Annotated in this window: 15 protein-coding genes and 2 pseudogenes; 8 read left to right on the top strand and 9 right to left on the bottom strand. The window is 72.4% G+C overall.

The window, feature by feature from the left end:
• Positions 1 to 152: 152 nt before the first annotated feature.
• From G3I77_RS16705 to G3I77_RS16695, 4 genes and pseudogenes are all read right to left on the bottom strand, one after another.
• Positions 153 to 365 (bottom strand): annotated as a pseudogene (locus tag G3I77_RS16705) (ABC transporter ATP-binding protein); the annotation flags it as partial.
• Between the two features lie 8 nt (positions 366 to 373).
• Positions 374 to 473, bottom strand: a pseudogene (locus tag G3I77_RS41205) (Ms4533A family Cys-rich leader peptide); the annotation flags it as partial.
• A gap of 63 nt (positions 474 to 536) precedes the next feature.
• Positions 537 to 2,231: a DUF3152 domain-containing protein gene (locus G3I77_RS16700; protein WP_248504555.1), complete on the bottom strand. Its 1,695-nt coding sequence runs from the start codon at positions 2,229 to 2,231 to the stop codon at positions 537 to 539.
• Positions 2,232 to 2,239: 8 nt separating this feature from the next.
• Positions 2,240 to 3,286, bottom strand: coding sequence for an alpha/beta fold hydrolase (locus tag G3I77_RS16695; protein WP_248504553.1), 1,047 nt, complete (start codon positions 3,284 to 3,286; stop codon positions 2,240 to 2,242).
• Between the two features lie 255 nt (positions 3,287 to 3,541).
• Here G3I77_RS16695 and G3I77_RS16690 point away from each other — a divergent pair, with 255 nt between their 5' ends.
• From G3I77_RS16690 to G3I77_RS16675, 4 genes are all read left to right on the top strand, one after another.
• Positions 3,542 to 3,766 carry a hypothetical protein gene (locus G3I77_RS16690; RefSeq protein ID WP_248504551.1) on the top strand — a complete coding sequence of 75 codons (225 nt, stop codon included), beginning with the start codon at positions 3,542 to 3,544 and terminating at the stop codon, positions 3,764 to 3,766.
• Between the two features lie 207 nt (positions 3,767 to 3,973).
• On the top strand, positions 3,974 to 4,621 hold the full coding sequence (locus tag G3I77_RS16685; RefSeq protein WP_031132394.1) for a TetR/AcrR family transcriptional regulator: 648 nt from the start codon (positions 3,974 to 3,976) through the stop codon (positions 4,619 to 4,621).
• A 134-nt stretch (positions 4,622 to 4,755) separates the two neighbouring features.
• Positions 4,756 to 4,983: a DUF3107 domain-containing protein gene (locus tag G3I77_RS16680; protein ID WP_248504549.1), complete on the top strand. Its 228-nt coding sequence runs from the start codon at positions 4,756 to 4,758 to the stop codon at positions 4,981 to 4,983.
• 195 nt (positions 4,984 to 5,178) lie between these two features.
• Positions 5,179 to 5,448 (top strand): hypothetical protein, encoded by a 270-nt coding sequence (locus G3I77_RS16675; RefSeq protein WP_248504546.1) that lies wholly within the window; start codon positions 5,179 to 5,181, stop codon positions 5,446 to 5,448.
• Positions 5,449 to 5,502: 54 nt separating this feature from the next.
• Here G3I77_RS16675 and G3I77_RS16670 read toward each other — a convergent pair whose 3' ends face one another.
• On the bottom strand, positions 5,503 to 6,252 hold the full coding sequence (locus tag G3I77_RS16670; protein ID WP_248504544.1) for a ferritin-like fold-containing protein: 750 nt from the start codon (positions 6,250 to 6,252) through the stop codon (positions 5,503 to 5,505).
• A gap of 475 nt (positions 6,253 to 6,727) precedes the next feature.
• On the opposite strand from G3I77_RS16670, the gene G3I77_RS16665 reads away from it, so the two are divergent.
• The gene (locus G3I77_RS16665) at positions 6,728 to 9,334 is read left to right on the top strand and encodes a DEAD/DEAH box helicase (protein WP_248504951.1); all 2,607 of its coding nucleotides are present in this window, start codon (positions 6,728 to 6,730) and stop codon (positions 9,332 to 9,334) included.
• A 97-nt stretch (positions 9,335 to 9,431) separates the two neighbouring features.
• Positions 9,432 to 10,304, top strand: a complete 873-nt coding sequence (locus tag G3I77_RS16660) for an alpha/beta fold hydrolase (protein ID WP_248504542.1) — start codon at positions 9,432 to 9,434, stop codon at positions 10,302 to 10,304.
• 105 nt (positions 10,305 to 10,409) lie between these two features.
• Here G3I77_RS16660 and G3I77_RS16655 read toward each other — a convergent pair whose 3' ends face one another.
• A complete protein-coding gene (locus G3I77_RS16655) occupies positions 10,410 to 11,312 on the bottom strand; it encodes an NYN domain-containing protein (RefSeq protein ID WP_248504949.1) in 903 nt (300 codons plus the stop codon).
• A 194-nt stretch (positions 11,313 to 11,506) separates the two neighbouring features.
• Here G3I77_RS16655 and G3I77_RS16650 point away from each other — a divergent pair, with 194 nt between their 5' ends.
• Together G3I77_RS16650 and G3I77_RS16645 are read left to right on the top strand one after the other, a co-directional pair.
• The gene (locus G3I77_RS16650) at positions 11,507 to 11,683 is read left to right on the top strand and encodes a hypothetical protein (RefSeq protein WP_221342551.1); all 177 of its coding nucleotides are present in this window, start codon (positions 11,507 to 11,509) and stop codon (positions 11,681 to 11,683) included.
• A gap of 131 nt (positions 11,684 to 11,814) precedes the next feature.
• Complete coding sequence (locus tag G3I77_RS16645) at positions 11,815 to 13,914, top strand: serine protease (RefSeq protein WP_248504541.1); 2,100 nt, start codon at positions 11,815 to 11,817, stop codon at positions 13,912 to 13,914.
• 9 nt (positions 13,915 to 13,923) lie between these two features.
• On the opposite strand, the gene G3I77_RS16640 is transcribed toward G3I77_RS16645, so the two are convergent.
• From G3I77_RS16640 to G3I77_RS16630, 3 genes are all read right to left on the bottom strand, one after another.
• Entirely contained in the window at positions 13,924 to 14,529 is a 606-nt protein-coding gene (locus tag G3I77_RS16640; protein ID WP_248504539.1) for a MarC family protein, read from the bottom strand.
• Positions 14,530 to 14,667: 138 nt separating this feature from the next.
• Positions 14,668 to 15,528, bottom strand: a complete 861-nt coding sequence (locus G3I77_RS16635; RefSeq protein WP_248504537.1) for a PHP domain-containing protein — start codon at positions 15,526 to 15,528, stop codon at positions 14,668 to 14,670.
• Between the two features lie 104 nt (positions 15,529 to 15,632).
• Complete coding sequence (locus G3I77_RS16630; protein WP_248504536.1) at positions 15,633 to 16,274, bottom strand: DUF6758 family protein; 642 nt, start codon at positions 16,272 to 16,274, stop codon at positions 15,633 to 15,635.
• Between the last annotated feature and the right edge of the window lie 79 nt (positions 16,275 to 16,353).

Genomic DNA, 16,353 nt, shown 5'->3' with positions numbered 1-16,353 from the left:
TGCCCGGCGGCTCGCAGCGGGACGAACGTATGCGGACAAGGCGGTGGCGCGACGGACGGTTGTCCGTCGCACCACCAAAAGGGGTGAACGGTCGTAACTTTCCCGTGCGGGTCGCGTTCTGTCGCGCTAGGAGATCAAGCGGACACGGATCGTCATGCCGCACCCAACTCCCGTCGCTGTTCCCGGCGTCGCGCGGCGACCTCCGGGTCGAGCGCCGGTACGTCGGCCAGCAGCCGCGTGGCGTAGGGGCCGCGCGGTGACTCGTACACCCGCCCGACCGGCCCCTCCTCGACGATCCCGCCCCGCCGCATCACCGCGACCCGATCGCCGACCTGGCGGACGACGGCCAGGTCGTGGGCGACGAAGGCCCGCGAATGTCGGCCACGCAGAGCGGGGTCACTCCGATGTTCGCCAGCTCGACGGCGGCGCGAAACGGAGACGTGACGGGGGTGACATGCCCAGAAATGCGCCAGGAATGTGAACGAACCTTCCGAGCATGTCACCGCGAGCCGCGCCGCACCGCCTTGTGACGCCTGTCAGCTCCCGGGATAAGCCCAGGCGTTGGCGCGGCAGCGGATGCCGTCGTGGTCGAGGAACTTGGTCTGCTGCTGCATGACCGGCGCGAGGTCGCCGTCCTTGTCACAGGTGACGTGGCCGTAGCCGAGGCGGTGGCCGATCTCGTGGTTGATCAGCATCTGCCGGTAGGCGTGGATCTTGCTGTCGCCGTAGGTCTCCGAGCCCTGCGCCCACCGGTAGGCGTTGATCATCACGCGCTCGGTCGCGGCCGAGTCGCAGGAGACGTTGTCCTCGGTGGTGTCCAGGCCTGACTTGGCGCACCAGTCGGCCGTCGTGCCGGGGCTGGCGAGAGTGATCACGAAGTCGGGCTTGCCGGAGTAGATGCGCTCGAAGGTGCGCGCGCCGTTGTGGGCCCAGCTGCGCGGGTCGTTGAGCGTCTTCTGCACGGCCTCGGCGAACAGCGCGCCGTCCAGCCCGAGCCCCTGCTCCACGTCCACGCGGTAGGTGAATTTCTGCCCGGCACCAGGCGCCTTGGCGATGCCGGGAACGGCGTCGAACTTCCCGGAGCCCTTGAGCTCGGCACCGAGCGGGTAGACCCTGCCCATCTTCTCGTCGTACGTCAGCGGCGCCGCCTCGGGGGCGGGTGCCCGGCCGTCCGCGCGGGACGCGGAGTCCCGGACGTCGCGGGCCTGGTCCGTGGCGGACTGCGACTGCACGCCGGCGCCGCCGGGGTCGTCGGCGACCTGCCCGGCGACGACGACGGCCAGCACGGTGGTGACGGCCGCGGCCGCGATGCCGGTGAAGGCACGGCCCTTGCCGCCCTTGCCCGGCACGGGCGTGCCGGTGGGCCCCGCGTCGTCGTGGCCGCCGGCCCCGGAGTCGGCCGGGGTGCCGACGTTCCAGTCCGTGACGGAGGCGTAGGCGTCCGCGGCGTGCGCGGAGGCGGGCGTGCGAGGCGCGAAGACGTCGTCCTCCTCTTCGACGAAGGCGTCGAGATAGTCCTGCCGCGGTCCGGGCACGGGTGCCCGGCGCTGCCGCGGTATGGGCACACTCGCGTCGGCGGGCCCCCCGCCGCTCCCCCTCGACTTGCCCCAGCCGCCGCCGGCTTCCCGCTGCTCGGGGTGCCCGCCACGTGCGTGCGGGAAGCCGTGCGCGGGAGTCCCGTCGGGCAACCGAGGCACGCCGAACGCCGGCGTGCCGCCGGACACCCGGGGCACCCCGTGCACGGGCGTGCCGTCCGGCAACCGGGGAACGCCCTGCGCGGGAGTCCCGTCAGCCGGCCGAGGAACACCTCGCGCCGGAGCCCCGTCAGCCGACCGCGGCATGCCCTGCGCGGGCGTCCCGTCCGGCAGGCGCGGCACGCCCCGCGCCGGTGTGCCGTTGGCGAGGCGGGGCACCCCACGGACCGGCGTGCCGTCGGGCAGGCGCGGGAGGCCCTGGGCCGGTGTGCCGTCCGGGTGCCAGCCGTCGGGCAGACGCGGCACGCCGTGCGGTGGCGTCCCGTCCGTCTGCGCGGGCCGCGGTCCCGGCATCCTGCGCGGGCCCTGCGAGGGCCAGCCACTCTGTGGGGCACCGGGCGGTGCGGTCCGGGCTCCCCGGCCGGCGTCCGGCGCCTGCCCCTGCCCCTGCGCGGCCCCGGCCCGGCCGTCCCGTACTGCGGTTGTGTCCGCGCTGTCGCCCTTGACGACCGGCCCGCGGCGGCTGTGGCGTCCCACGTCGCGCCTCAGCCCCCCATGCTCTCGTCGGTTCCTTCTCTGTCGACGGCGTCGCCCCCGGCATCCGCCCGGCCGGCCCGCCTCGCCCGCCTAGCGCCCAACTCTCCGGCCTCTTCGAGGAGTTCACGAATCACCATAGCCACGGTCTCCGGGTACTCCATCATCGCCACATGACCCGCATCGGGCAACGTCACCAGCCGGGAGTCACGGAAGGCCCGGGCCGCCTTCTGGGCCATACGGAAGCCGACGAGCTGGTCACGGCCGCCGTAGACGAGGAGAGTCGGCGCGAGAACCCGTTCGGCCTGGCGCCACAGCCCCTGCTGGCCGCCCAGCGTGTACGCGTTGACGATCCCGCGCGCGGAGCGCGCCATCGCGTCCCAGAAGTACGGCAGCCGCAGCCGCCGCTCCATCTCCTGCACGGCGTTGCGGAATCCTTCCGGCGTCACCCGCCCGGGATCCCCGTAACACAGCGCCATCACGCCCCGGACCCGCTGCTCCGCCGTCCACTCGCGGGTGAGCCGGGTGAAGAGGAGGGCGACACCGGGCACCGCCAGCAGCCCCGTGGGCACGGCGGCGCGCTGCACTCGGATTTCCGGCAGAGCGGGCGACACAAGCGTGAGGGTACGGACCACATCGGGCCGAACCGCGGCGACACGGGTGGCGACGGCGCCGCCGAGCGAGTTCCCGAACAGGTGCACGGGACCGCGCCCGGAGGCGTCGAGGTAACGGATGACCGCGCGCGCGTGCCCCGTGACGGAGTAGTCGCCGTCGTCCGGCGGCGGGGAATCGCCGAAGCCCGGCAGGTCGATGGCCTCGCCGTCGACGAAGCCGTCCAGCAGCGCCATCAGCGCCGACCAGTTCTGCGAGGAACCGCCGAGCCCGTGCACGTACAGCGCGGGCGGCAGCCCCTCGCGTGCGGGAGGCCTCGACCGGACCGTCAGCGTGGCCCCGGGCAGCTCGACCGACCGCAGGTGCTCACCCTCCGCGACCCGGACGGTCCCCACCTTCGGCAGCACATTGGCGGGCGGCACGAACGGCAGCTCGGTCGAAGACATGCGGCAATGTTACGAGACGATCACGCAGTGACTCATATGTTCGCCTGTGTTCGCCGTCACAGGGATCGGCCAGTTGAGACGGCGGAAGAGGAGGCACCCGAGCGCGCGTGGGTAGCAGTCAACGGGATGAGCAGTGCGTCACGTCCCGGACGCGGATCGCATAGCGTCCGGATCGGGTGTCTCCTAGGCTCGTACAGAGGGCACCCGCGTGTGGCCCCTGCATTCCCAGGGACGTTCGTAGGAAGGGAGCCCAGCATGGCCGTAGACCCCACCGACCCCGAGACGTTCGAGGGCGAGGACGAGCAGGAGGCGCAGGAGTTCGACGTCGAGGCCCCCGAGGTCGACGCGGCCGAGCAGCAGGCGGACATCACGCCGAACCGCGACGACCCGCTGACCGGCGTCGACCCGGACCGTGCCAACGAGGCCGACCTGGCGGAGCAGGCCCGGATCGTCTCGCTCGACGAGGACGACTACCGGTGACGCTCGCCGCCGACGGGCGACGAGCAGCTCCACAGAACAGGAAAGAGGCTGGATTTTGCCCGCTCTGCCCCTGTTTGAAACCTTCGCAACCGCTTTCGCATCCGTCCGGTCCGTGAAATTCTGCGCTCTCACCGCGCGCGCCACGGTTACCGAAAAGTACGATGGCGACGCGGCCAGATCCGCACATGGACGAACATGGGAGGCGGCGTGACAGCCATCGAGCAGACAGAGGCGGTTCGCCCGCGGGGCACACGCCTGCCGCGCCGTGCCCGACGCAACCAGCTCCTGGGCGCCGCCCAGGAGGTCTTCGTGGCCCAGGGCTACCACGCGGCCGCGATGGACGACATCGCGGAGCGCGCAGGCGTCAGCAAGCCGGTGCTCTACCAGCACTTCCCGGGCAAGCTCGACCTCTATCTCGCGCTGCTGGACCAGCACTGCGAGTCGCTCATCCAGTCCGTACGGAACGCGCTCGCGTCGACGACCGACAACAAGCAGCGCGTCCGGGCGACGATGGACGCCTACTTCGCCTACGTCGAGGACGACGGCGGCGCCTTCCGCCTGGTCTTCGAGTCGGACCTGACGAACGAGCCCGCCGTGCGCGAGCGCGTCGACAAGGTCACGAACGAGTGCGCGGAGGCGATCTGCGACGTCATCGCCGAGGACACCGGCCTGTCGCGCGCGGAGTCGATGCTGCTCGCCTCGGGCCTGGGCGGTCTCGCCCAGGTGGTGGCCCGGTCCTGGCTGCACAGCGACCGCAGCGTGCCCCGCGACCAGGCGGTGCAGCTGCTCACCTCGCTGGCCTGGCGCGGTATCGCGGGCTTCCCGCTGCACGGCATGGACCAGCCGCACCACTGACGGCGCCTTGTTCCCGCCCGATGTTCGCTCGTGGCGTTCTCGGGCGGAGCATGTACGTCCCCTCACCGGGCTAATGTGTGCTGCGTACGGCGCGGAAGGTCGCGCACATCACTGACCGTCGGAGGGACATAGCCGTGGAGGTCAAGATCGGCGTGCAGCACGCGCCCCGCGAGATCGTTCTGGAGAGCGGTCAGACTGCCGAGGAGGTCGAGCGGGCCGTTTCCGAGGCACTGGCCGGGAAGTCGCCGCTGCTGAGCCTCGTGGACGAGCACGGCCGCAAGGTCCTGGTCCCGGCCGACCGTCTCGCCTACATCGAGATCGGCGAGCAGGCCCCGCGCAAGGTGGGCTTCGGCGCGCTGTAGGCGCAGGTGTGGAGCGGGGCGGGACGGCTGTCGGCCGACCCGCCCCCTTTGCCGTTCCCGGCCCCCTTGCGGCACACCGGTTTCTCCACGGACGGAGCACAAGCCGCCCACAGGGGTGGATTGGATTCCGCAGGTCAGGGGTAAGACGGGCTACGACCGATTTGGGCAGGCCGGCCATGTGGGAGGGACCCCGACATGCTCCTGGAAACGCTGAGTTCCGCGATCCTCGGCCTGGCTCTGGCGTGGGCGGCCACCCAGCGGCTGCCGCACCGTCTCCCGGCGCGCCCCATGGTCCTGTCGACCGGCGTCGCCGGCGCCCTCTTCGGAGCCTTCGTCATGCACAGCGCGCTGGACACCGGGCACGTGCTGCTCGTCCTGCTCGGCGCGGCGATCGTCTCGGTGGCCTCGCTGTCGCTGCTGCTGCGCCCCTCGGGAAGACTGCGCCGCCGATCGGCGACCGCGTGACGGGTCGCCGATGGTGGCGCTTATGACGATGCGGGCCGGTCGGCCGGCGGAGAGCTAGGCGGCCAGCCCCAGTGCGGCCATCCGCTTGGTGTGGGCCTCGGTGATCCGGGAGAACATCTTGCCGACCTCGGCGAGGTCGAAGCCGTCCGCGACACCGCCCACCAGCATGGTCGACAGCGCGTCCCGGTCGGCGACCACCCGCTGGGACTGCGACAGGGCCTCGCCCATCAGCCGCCGCGCCCACAGCGCGAGCCGCCCGCCCACACGCGGGTCGGCGTCGATCGCGGCCCGCACCTTCTCCACGGCGAAGCCGCCGTGCCCCGTGTCGTCGAGCACGGCCAGCACCAGGTTGCGCGAGTCGGAGTCCAGCCGGGCGGCGACCTCCCGGTAGAAGTCGCTGGCGATGGAGTCGCCGACGTAGGCCTTGACGAGTCCCTCCAGCCAGTCCGAGGGGGCCGTCTGCTTGTGGAACCCGTCGTACGCGGCGACGAACGGCTCCATCGCCCGCGTCGGCTCCTCCCCGATCTCGGCGAGCCGGTCGCGCAGCCTCTCGAAGTGGTGGAACTCCGCCGACGCCATCTTCGCCAGCTCCGCCTTGTCCGCCAGCGTCGGCGCCAGCTTGGCGTCCTCCGCCAGCCGCTCGAACGCCGCCAGCTCCCCGTACGCGAGCGCACCGAGCAGGTCCACGACCGCGGCGCGGTACTGAGGGTCGGCGGAGGCCGTCGCCCAGTCCCGGGCGGCGACTGAGGTGTCTTCGGCGGCGGCGGTGTCCGAGGCGTTCTCAGGCTTGTCAGAGCTCGTCATAAAGCGCACAATAGCCCGCCCGCCGGGAGGCGTAAGGCCCTGGTCAATCACTGTGACGACGACTACGTGACCAAATCGGCCATCGCATGTGCGCGTTTCCGGGGTATGGTGGTAATGCGCCTGCTGGTACGTCGACGTACCTCGACAGGCCGCACGTATGAGGATGCCCGGTCGGAGGCCCGATCGGCTCCGACCCGACAGCCCTCCCCGGCCGTCCGCCACAGTGCGTACGAGACCCGGAGGGGGACACCCTCAGCGGCACGAGCGCTAGAGCGTCGGCGCGGTCCCGTGCTCTACGGCCCGCCCGTAGGCAGCCGACGTCCCCGGCACGGTCTGACACGACCCCGCGCTCGCCTCGCGCCGCCCACACAGAAGAGGCAGCACCCTGACTACGTTCCGAGAGCTCGGAATCCTCCCCGAGACCGCCGAGGCCCTGGAGGCCGTCGGCATCATGACTCCCTTCCCCATCCAGGAGATGACGCTCCCCGTGGCCCTTTCGGGCAAGGACGTCATCGGCCAGGCCAAGACCGGCACCGGCAAGACGCTGGGCTTCGGCCTCCCGCTCCTCGAGCGCGTCACCGTCCCCGCCGACGTCGAGGCCGGACGCGCGGAGCCCGAAGCCCTCACCGAGGCCCCGCAGGCGCTCGTCGTCGTCCCCACGCGCGAGCTGTGCACGCAGGTCACCAACGACCTTCTGACGGCCGGCAAGGTGCGCAACGTACGCGTCCTCGCCATCTACGGCGGCCGGGCCTACGAGCCCCAGGTCGAGGCCCTCAAGAAGGGCGTCGACGTGGTCGTCGGCACCCCGGGCCGGCTGCTCGACCTCGCCGGGCAGAAGAAGCTGAACCTGAAGCACGTCAAGTCCCTCGTCCTCGACGAGGCCGACGAGATGCTCGACCTGGGCTTCCTGCCCGACGTCGAGAAGATCATCAACATGCTGCCGGTGCGGCGCCAGACCATGCTGTTCTCGGCGACCATGCCGGGCGCGGTCATCGGCCTCGCCCGCCGCTACATGTCGCAGCCCACGCACATCAGTGCCACGTCGCCGGACGACGCGGGCGCGACGGTCGCGAACACCAAGCAGTACATCTACCGCGCGCACAACATGGACAAGCCCGAGATGGTCGCGCGCATCCTCCAGGCCGAGGGCCGGGGACTGGCCATGGTCTTCTGCCGCACCAAGCGCACGGCGGCCGACCTCGCCGACCAGCTCAAGCAGCGCGGCTTCGCCTCCGGCGCGGTCCACGGCGACCTCGGCCAGGGCGCTCGTGAGCAGGCGCTGCGGGCGTTCCGCAACGGCAAGGTGGACGTGCTCGTCTGCACCGACGTCGCCGCCCGCGGTATCGACGTCGAGGGCGTGACGCACGTCATCAACTACCAGTCGCCGGAAGAGGAGAAGACGTACCTGCACCGCATCGGCCGTACGGGCCGCGCGGGCGCCAAGGGCATCGCGATCACGCTCGTCGACTGGGACGACATCCCGCGCTGGCAGCTGATCAACAAGGCGCTGAAGCTGGACTTCAACGACCCGCCGGAGACGTACTCCACCTCCCCGCACCTCTATTCCGACCTCGGCATCCCCGAGGGCACCAAGGGCCTCCTGCCGCGCTCGGAGCGTACGCGCGCCGGGCTGGACGCGGAGCAGCTGGAGGACCTGGGCGAGCCGGGCGGCCGCGGACCGCGCGGGCGCGACGGACGAGGTGGCCGAGGTGGCCGCAGTGACCGGGACGAGTCCCGCTCGGCCGACCGCGAGCGGTCGTCGCGTACGCCGCGTCGCCGCCGCCGTACCCGGGGCGGGGCCGCGCTGGACGGCGCGCCCGAGTCCGCAGGCGCCACCGCACCGGGCACCACGGCCACCGGCGGCGCCGCCGAGGCGGACGCCGTGACGGCTCCGCGCACCCCGCGTCGCCGTCGTCGCACCCGCGGCGGAGCCCAGTCCGAGCCCGCCCCGGTCGCGGCGGTCGAGTCCCCCGCATCCGAGCAGGCGGAGAGCGCCGTCGCGACGGCGGAGGGCACTGCCACTCAGGCCCCTGAGACGGCTGAGAAGCCGCGCCGACGCCGTACGCGCCGGTCGGAGGCGCCGGCGGTGGAGGCCGAGGCCGCGGTGACGCCGGCGGCCGCGGAGCCGGCGATCGTCGCCGAAGCCCCGGCCGCCGCGGATGCCGCGCTGCCCGAGGCCGCCGCCAAGCCGCGCCGCCGCACCCGCAAGGCCACGGCGACGTCCGCGGCCGAGTCGGCGGTCGACACGGCCGAGGGGACCACCGAGTCCGCGCCGGAGACGGCGGAGGCGAAGCCGCGCCGCACCCGCAAGACGGCCGCGAAGGCCGAGGCGAGCGTTGACACGGCCGAGGCCGCCGAGGCCAAGCCGCGCCGCGCCCGCAAGACGGCCGCCGCGGCGGAGGACACCGCCGAGACGGTCGAGGCGAAGCCCCGGCGTACGCGCAAGGCGACGGCAGCGGCCGAGGCCGCCGTCGACACGGCGGAGGCCACCGAGGCCAAGCCGCGCCGCCGCACCCGCAAGACCGCCGAGACCGCGGGCACGGCCACGGCCGAGGCTCCCGAGGCCGCCGAGGCCAAGCCGCGCCGCGCCCGCAAGGCCGCCGCCCCGGCGGAGGACGCCGTCGACATGGCCGAGGGCACGGAGGCCAAGCCGCGCCGCCGGACCCGTAAGGCCGCCGAGCCGGCCCCGGCCCTCGCCGAGATCCCGGCCCAGACGGCTCAGGAGCCGGAGGCCGCCGAGGCCAAGCCGCGTCGTACGCGGAAGACCGCCGTTGCCGCCCCGGACGCGGAGGCCGCCGAGGCCAAGCCGCGCCGGACGCGGAAGACCGCCGCAGCCGCCGAGGCCGCCGTCGACACGGTCGAAAGCACGGAGGTCAAACCGCGCCGCCGCACCCGCAAGGCCGCCGAGCCCACCGAGATCCCCGCACAGGCGGATCAGGAGCCGGAGGCCGCCAAGCCGCGCCGCGCGCGCAAGGCGACGACGGCCGCCACGGCTGCCACTGCGGAGGACGCGGCGGAGGCGAAGCCCAGGGCTCGCCGCACCCGCAAGGCCACGGCCACCGCGGAGCCCACGGAGGGCTGACACACCCCTCTGCGACGGCCCGGCCCTCTCACAGGGGGCCGGGCCGTCGGCGTTCCCCCTGGGGCACAGGGCCGGCCGCACCCGCTACCCTCGCCCCGTGACCAGCCACCCCGCCTTCCCTCCGCCCCCGGGCGCCCGCGCCTACCCCCTGCGCACCTCGCGCGGTGAGTTCGCCGTCGTCGACTCGTCGCCGAAGGCGGGTGTGGAGGGCCGGGGAGTCGTCCTGATGCTGCCCGGGTTCACCGGGAGCAAGGAGGACTTCGGGCTGCTCCACGAGCCGCTCGCGCAGCGGGGATACCGGGTCGTCGCCGTGGACGGGCGAGGGCAGCACGAGTCGGACGGGCCTCTGGACGACGAGTCCGCCTACGCCCAGGGGGAACTGGCGCGGGACGTGCTCGCGCAGGCCGAGGCGCTGGGCGGGCCCGTGCACCTCGCCGGGCACTCGCTCGGCGGGCAGATCGCCCGCGCGGCCGTACTGCTCGACCACTCCCCCTTCGCCTCCTTCACCCTGATCTCGTCAGGGCCCGCGGAGATCTCCGTCTCCCAGCAGCAGCGCGTGAAACTGCTGCGGGACGCGCTCGCCGTGCTGTCGATGGAGGCGGTGTGGGAGGCCATCCAGGCCATGGGACCGCCGGAGGAAGTCGGCGGTCCCGCCCGCGGCCTCGGCGACCAGGACCAGTTGCGCCGCCGCTGGCTGGGCCACAGCCCTGCCCAACTGCTCGCCACAGGGCGCCAGTTGTGCACCGAGCCCGACCGCGTGGCCGAACTCGCCGCGATTCCGCTGCCGTTCCACGTCCTGTCGGGCACGCACGACGACACCTGGCCGGTGGCGATCCTCGACGACATGGCCCTGCGGCTGGGCGCGCGCCGCTCGGTCATCGCGGGAGCCGAGCACTCCCCCAACGCCGACCAGCCGCTGCCGACGGCCCACGCCCTCGCCGACTTCTGGGACGGCATCGGACGCCCCTAGGCCGTGTCCGTAAAGTCCCGCCTGCCCCGCGACGCCTGGCGAACGATGGGACTTTACGGACACGACCTGGTACCTCGCAGCCCCCGAAACGACACCGGACCCGGTCTAGTACTGCGTCCGCAGGTGCTCCCAGAAGCCGTCCCGCAGCGCCCGCCGCAGGTCCGCCTGGCCGCGCAGCGAGTACTGCAGGAGGCCCTCCGCCTCCACGAGCAGGTCCTGGTCCACGGAACCGGGCAGGTACGGGTGCCCGGGCAGCAGCTCCACCAGCGTGTCCCGGCCGCGTGCCGCCAGCCACTTCGCGGCGATCTGCGCGCCCACGAACCGCACATCCTCACGGGAGGGCCGGCCCGCGGCCGTCTCGTAGGCGGGGGCCGTGCGGCGGGAGACGTACGGCTTGAAGAACTCGAGGTCGAAGGTGCGCTGACTGTCGACCTCCCACAGGAGGGGCTCCGCCTGGTTGCGGCCCTCCGGCGCCTCGATGCCCCAGAGGTGGACCCGGGCGCCGTACCCCTGGGCCGCCTCCACCGCCGAGACCAGGTCCTCGTCGCCGCCGAGCAGGGCCGCGTCGCTGATGGCGCGGTGCCGGGCGAGGGACTCCAGGTCGGAGCGGATGATCGAATCGACGCCCTTCTGCTGGTTGTTGGCGTTGAGGTTGCCCAGCCGCACCTTGACGTCCGGAAGTTCCGCGATGGTCTGCTGCTCGGCCGTGTGGATGCGGCGCCGGGCGCCGTCGTACCAGTAGACCCGCAGCAGCCGGCTGTCCGCGAAGATCGTGCGGGCCTTGTCGATCAGCGCGTCGATCAGGCCCTCGGCGTCGAGGTCGAACGCGCGGCGGTCCTCCGTGCCGGCGACGAGGCGCCCCGCGGCTGCGTACAGATACCCGGCATCGACGAAGATCGCGTGGGTCGAGGGCGTCTTCGCCACCTCGGCGAGCATGCGCTGGAGCAGCTCGTTGGTGCGGTCGATGCGGGCGTGGAGGGCCGCGAGGTCGTCGTTCATCACCTCCATTGTCCCGGCGGTCACGCTGCGAACACAACCGGTCCCGGTCGGTCCCGTAACAGCACTCTTACGGCACAGTAATTAGCCGTTCGAAAAATTTCCTTAGCGTAGGGAATGTTTGATGCATGCATCCCTGTTGACCCATAAGGAACACCGGGCACGAAGCCTGGTGGCCGCACACCCAAGTAGTTCTCCTCAGGAGGATGACCAGACGAAGGGAGAAGCCCTTGCGCTTCGAAATCATGCGACTCGACGACGTCGACGGCACAGCTGTGGACTCGACCGTTGTGGACGCCGCCTCCGTCAACCGCATCGTTCAGCAGGCCGCCGCCATAGGGCAGCGCCTGTGGATCCGCCCGGCCGAGACCACGGCCTCATAACGCGCGCAGCTCTCCCACACTTCGCAGCCCCCGCCCGGCATCGGCCGTGCGGGGGCTCCGCTGTTGCGGACCTCCGCGGTCGGGGGCGTACTGGCTGGGGGCCGGTGCGAACCAGAACAGGACGGTGGACCATGTCGGTGACGGATCGGTCGCACGAGGAGCTGCACCAGCAGGCCGCAGCCGAGGCCGCGCGGCGCTACGAGGACTCCGCCCCGGAGCGCGAGCGGGTCGAGGGCCGGCTGGCGGCCGGTGTGCGGTTCCCGGACTCCCCGGACGCGCTCGCCGTCCGCGCCGACCGGATCCTCGACCGGGGCGGTCTGTCGCCCTCGGCAGTGGTGGCGGACATCCACCGCGAGGCCATGGACCTGCCCGACGCCAACGAGCGGATCATCGACCTGTCCAACGAGCTCCAGGCCTGGAGCTTCCTGCCGCGCGGGGTCAGGGCCGGGGCCACGGTCGCCCGGATCACCCGGCGGCGCGACGGCCGCGAGCTGCCGCACGGCACCGGCTTCCTGGTCTCGCCGCGGCTGATGATGACGAACCACCACGTCCTGCCCGACGAGAGCTTCGCGCGCCAGTGCTTCGCGGAGTTCAACGCCCAGGTCACAGCCGACAACCTGCCCGACACCGTCGTCCGGATGGAGCTCGACCCCGGGACCTTCTTCGCCGCGGACCGGCGGCTCGACTTCGCCCTCGTGGCGGTGGCGCCCACCCCGGACGGCCCTGCGCCGGGCGAGATCTTCGGCTGGAACCGGCTGAGCGTGCAGATCGGCAAGCTGGTGCTCGGCGAGAAGGTGAACATCATCGGCCATCCGCTGGGACGGCTGAAGGAGATCGCCCTGCGTGACAACGCGGTGCTGGTCCGCCTCGACGACTTCGTCCACTACACGACCGACACGGAACCGGGGAACTCCGGCTCCCCCGTCTTCAACGACCAGTGGGAGGTCGTGGCACTGCACCACAGCGGCGTGCCGAAGAAGGACGACCGGGGCCGCGTCCTGCGCAAGGACGGCCGGCCCTGGCAGCAGGGCGACGGCGACGACGCCATCGAGTGGGTCGCCAACGAGGGCGTCCGGATCAGCTCGATCCTCAAGCACCTGACCGGACTGGACCTCGACCCGGGGCGGCGTGCCCTGCTGACCGAGATGGGCCCGGACACCGGCCTGGACCAGGCCATGGCCACCGCACCGGCCCCGGGGGCGCGGCCCGAGAGGACGACGGCGGCGGTACCGGGCGTCACGACCCCGGCGGTCCCCGCGGTGCCGGTGACGGTCCCCCTGACCGAGAGCGAGACCACGGCCCGGAGACCCAAGGTCGGCCTCCGGGCCCGCGGTACCGCCTTCGGCGGCCACCGGCACCTGGTCTTCCTGCACGGCCGGGACCAGCAGGACCAGGAACCCGACGATCTCCGCCGCATCTGGACGGCCGGCCTGAACCGCGGACTCACCCTCGCGGCCCTGCCCCCGCTCGACCCGGAGGACGTGTGGTTCCCGTTCTACGGCACGAGACTGCACGACCTCGTGAGCGGCAGGGAGAGCACGGCCGAGCCCATCGGCCTCGACCAGGTGAGCGCCGCCGCTGCCGCCGAGGTGTTCGCCGCGGAGTCGCCCACCGGCTCCTACGAGCGGCTGCTCTACGAGGCGGCCGCCCGGGCGGGCATGCCGCAGAACGGGCCGGCGACCACGGAGGGCTTCGGTGCGGGCCTGGTCGGGGCGCTGCACCGGCCGCTGAGCTGGCTGGCCGCCCGGTCCGACCTGGACGAGTGGACCATCGCCACGTTCCTGCGGGACGTCGACCTGTACCTCGGCGACAGCGCCGTGCGGCAGTCGGTGCTGGACAGCGTCATGGAGACGATGCCGACCGGCGGCGAGCTGGTGCTGGTCACGCACAGCCTGGGCACGGTGGTGGGCATGGACCTCCTGGCCCGGCTCCCCGACGGCCTCGACCCCGTCCTGCTGGTCACCGCGGGCAGTCCGCTCGGCCTGGACGGCGTCAACGAACGGCTCCTCACCCGCGGTCCGCACCAGCCGCCCAGGGTGCGTGACTGGGTGAACGTCTGGTGCCCCACCGACGCGGTGGCCATCGGCTGCCCCCTGGAGGACGAGCGGTGGGGGAAGCTCACCCAGCTGGCCGTCCCCAACGGCCGCGATCGCGCGCACAAGATCGACGAGTATCTCGGCCATCCGGGACCGGCCCGGGAGATCCGCAGTGTCCTGCCCCTCCAGGCCTGACGCGGGCCCTCAGCTCCCCTGGATCACCTGCGTGACGCCGTTGATGATCTGCTGCACGGCGATCGCGGAGAGCATCATGCCGGCGAGCCGGGTCACCAGGACCACGCCGCCGTCCTTGATGATCCGGATGATCACCAGCGAGTAGCGCATCACCATCCACAGCACGACGTGGATGGCGAGGATCGCCGCCCACACGGACACCTGCGCGGCGACGCTGTGGGCCTTCTGCACGGCGAGGATGACCGACACGATCGCCCCGGGTCCGGCCAGCAGCGGCATGCCCAGCGGCACGAGGGCGACGTTCACGTCCTTGGTCTGCTTGGGCTCGTCGGTCTTGCCGGTGAGCAGATCCAGCGCGATCAGCAGAAGCAGCAGGCCGCCCGCGATCATCAGCGCGGGCACGGAGACGTGCAGATAGTTCAGGATCTGGTGCCCGAGGAGCCCGAACACGGTGATCACGCCACCGGCGACACAGACGGCCTGGAAGGCCATCCGCTTCTGCACCTTGCCGGGCCGGCCGGAGGTGAGCGCGAGGAAGATCGGGGTGATCCCCGGGGGATCCATGATGACGAAGAGGGTCAGGAACAGGGAGCCGAAGACGGCGAGGTCGAACATGAGTGAGCCTTGCGCAGGGGGCCGCTGCTGTGCGCAGGCGTTCCGCACGGCGGAACGGGTGGGCACGGCGGGCGGCGCCGAGTGAGAAAGAAGGGGAACGGGCCTACAGGGCCTACAGACGCACAGGGGGGAGGAACTTCAGACGGCTCCGCCGGCCCCCGGCACGGGAAACGCTCCGAAGGCCCGCCGCGTGATCTCCCCGTAGACCTCGGGATCCGTCGTGTACTCCCCGAGCACGCACGTCTTCCGGCTGCCGTGGTAGTCCGACGACCCGGTCACGAGAAGCCCGAGTTCCTTCGCCAGCCCCCGCAGCCGCGCCCGCGTGTCCGTGTCGTGGTCCATGTGGTCGACTTCGAGGCCGTCCAGCCCGGCCGCGGCCATCTCGGCGATGGCGGCCTCCGGCACGGTGAGTCCCCGCTTGCTCGCCCCGGGATGCGCGAAGACGGCGACCCCGCCCGCGCCCTTGATCAGCCGGATCGCCTCGAAGGGGTCGGTCTCGTGCTTCTCCACGAAGACCCGGCCGCCGTCGGCCAGCCAGTCCTGGGTGAAGGCGTCGTTCACGGTCGGCACGACACCCAGCTCGACCAGCGCGCTCGCCACGTGCGGGCGCCCGACGGAGCCGTCACCGGCGATCCGCGCCACCTGCTCCCACGTGACCGGCACGCCCAGCTCCTGGAGCTTGGCGATCATGCCCTGGGCACGCGGCACCCGGTCGTCCCGGACCAGCTCCCGCTCGGCGAGCAGCGCCGGCTCCTCGGCGTCGAAGAGGTAGGCCAGCATGTGCATGCTGATGCCGTCGATCCGGCAGGAGAGCTCGGCCCCGGTGACCAGCGTGATTCCCTCGGGCAGCGCGGCGATCGCCTCGGTGTGCCCACGGGTGGTGTCGTGATCGGTGAGCGCGACGACGTCCAGCCCGGCCGCAGCGGCCTTGCGCACCAGCTCGGCGGGCGAGTCCGTCCCGTCGGAAGCGGTGGAGTGGGTGTGCAGATCGATACGCACGACACGGACTCCAGACACGGGCGGGACGACAGGACTGCTCAAGGATAACCAGCTTTTCAACGCCCCATGTCACACCTGAACCCGGCAAGAGCCCCCTACACCCCTCAGGGCCCCAGCAGGCGGGGCGACAAGGCGCCGCACGGCACCAGCTCGACCTCGGCCCCCGCGTCCCGCAGATCCGTCAGCACCAGCTCGTCGTACATCAGCAACCCGGACTGCTCGGGCCACACGACCGCCCACAGCCACATCCCGAGTGCCTCCCCCGCGAACACGGCACGGTCGTCCGGCGCCCCGGCCACATGCCACAGCGGCGTGGGACGCCCCGCGGCCAGCACCTTCGCCTGCGGCGGCTTCTCGACGTTCATGTGCGGCCCCGGGTCCGGCCCGTCCATGCCGGCGTACCGCGCCCCGAGCCCGACCCCGAGCTCCTCGGCCACCAGGATCAGCTCGCCCATCCCGCCGAGCGGCCCGGGGCCCGTGCAGGCGACGGCGGTCGCACGGCCGCCCGTACGGTCGTCCCCCGCGCAGGCCACCCCCGTGAACAGCCACCCCACCGGCAGCGGCCACGGCATCCACAGCGGCACCTTGGTGCGGTGCACCACGACGTTGAGGGCGTCGACGCTGGGCGGTATCACGGGCTGCACCGGATGAACGGTGCCGTGCACATCGCACTGCCACGAGTCGGAGAAGAGGCCGGGAGCCCTGACCCGGCCACCGCACTTCGGGCAACTGGGTTCGCCCCTCATAGGGCCCCACGGTCCTACCCCCGCCCCGCCGCGTCAAGGACGATCACCCATCCGGATGGAACCCTTCACCGCCCATATT

The organism is Streptomyces sp. D2-8, from assembly GCF_023184515.1.
Lineage (GTDB): Bacteria > Actinomycetota > Actinomycetes > Streptomycetales > Streptomycetaceae > Streptomyces.
The sequence above is the reverse complement of the archived record's forward strand: the minus strand, read 5'-3'. Positions and strand labels throughout refer to the sequence as shown.

Excerpts from the sequence above, each read along its gene's own strand:
- G3I77_RS16695 (WP_248504553.1), bottom strand. The coding sequence starts at position 3,286 with ATGTCTTCGACCGAGCTGCCGTTCGTGCCGCCCGCCAATGTGCTGCCG.
- G3I77_RS16690 (WP_248504551.1), top strand. The coding sequence starts at position 3,542 with ATGGCCGTAGACCCCACCGACCCCGAGACGTTCGAGGGCGAGGACGAG.
- G3I77_RS16675 (WP_248504546.1), top strand. The coding sequence starts at position 5,179 with ATGCTCCTGGAAACGCTGAGTTCCGCGATCCTCGGCCTGGCTCTGGCG.
- G3I77_RS16670 (WP_248504544.1), bottom strand. The coding sequence starts at position 6,252 with ATGACGAGCTCTGACAAGCCTGAGAACGCCTCGGACACCGCCGCCGCC.
- G3I77_RS16665 (WP_248504951.1), top strand. The coding sequence starts at position 6,728 with ATGACGCTCCCCGTGGCCCTTTCGGGCAAGGACGTCATCGGCCAGGCC.
- G3I77_RS16655 (WP_248504949.1), bottom strand. The coding sequence starts at position 11,312 with ATGGAGGTGATGAACGACGACCTCGCGGCCCTCCACGCCCGCATCGAC.
- G3I77_RS16650 (WP_221342551.1), top strand. The coding sequence starts at position 11,507 with ATGACCAGACGAAGGGAGAAGCCCTTGCGCTTCGAAATCATGCGACTC.
- G3I77_RS16645 (WP_248504541.1), top strand. The coding sequence starts at position 11,815 with ATGTCGGTGACGGATCGGTCGCACGAGGAGCTGCACCAGCAGGCCGCA.
- G3I77_RS16640 (WP_248504539.1), bottom strand. The coding sequence starts at position 14,529 with ATGTTCGACCTCGCCGTCTTCGGCTCCCTGTTCCTGACCCTCTTCGTC.
- G3I77_RS16630 (WP_248504536.1), bottom strand. The coding sequence starts at position 16,274 with ATGAGGGGCGAACCCAGTTGCCCGAAGTGCGGTGGCCGGGTCAGGGCT.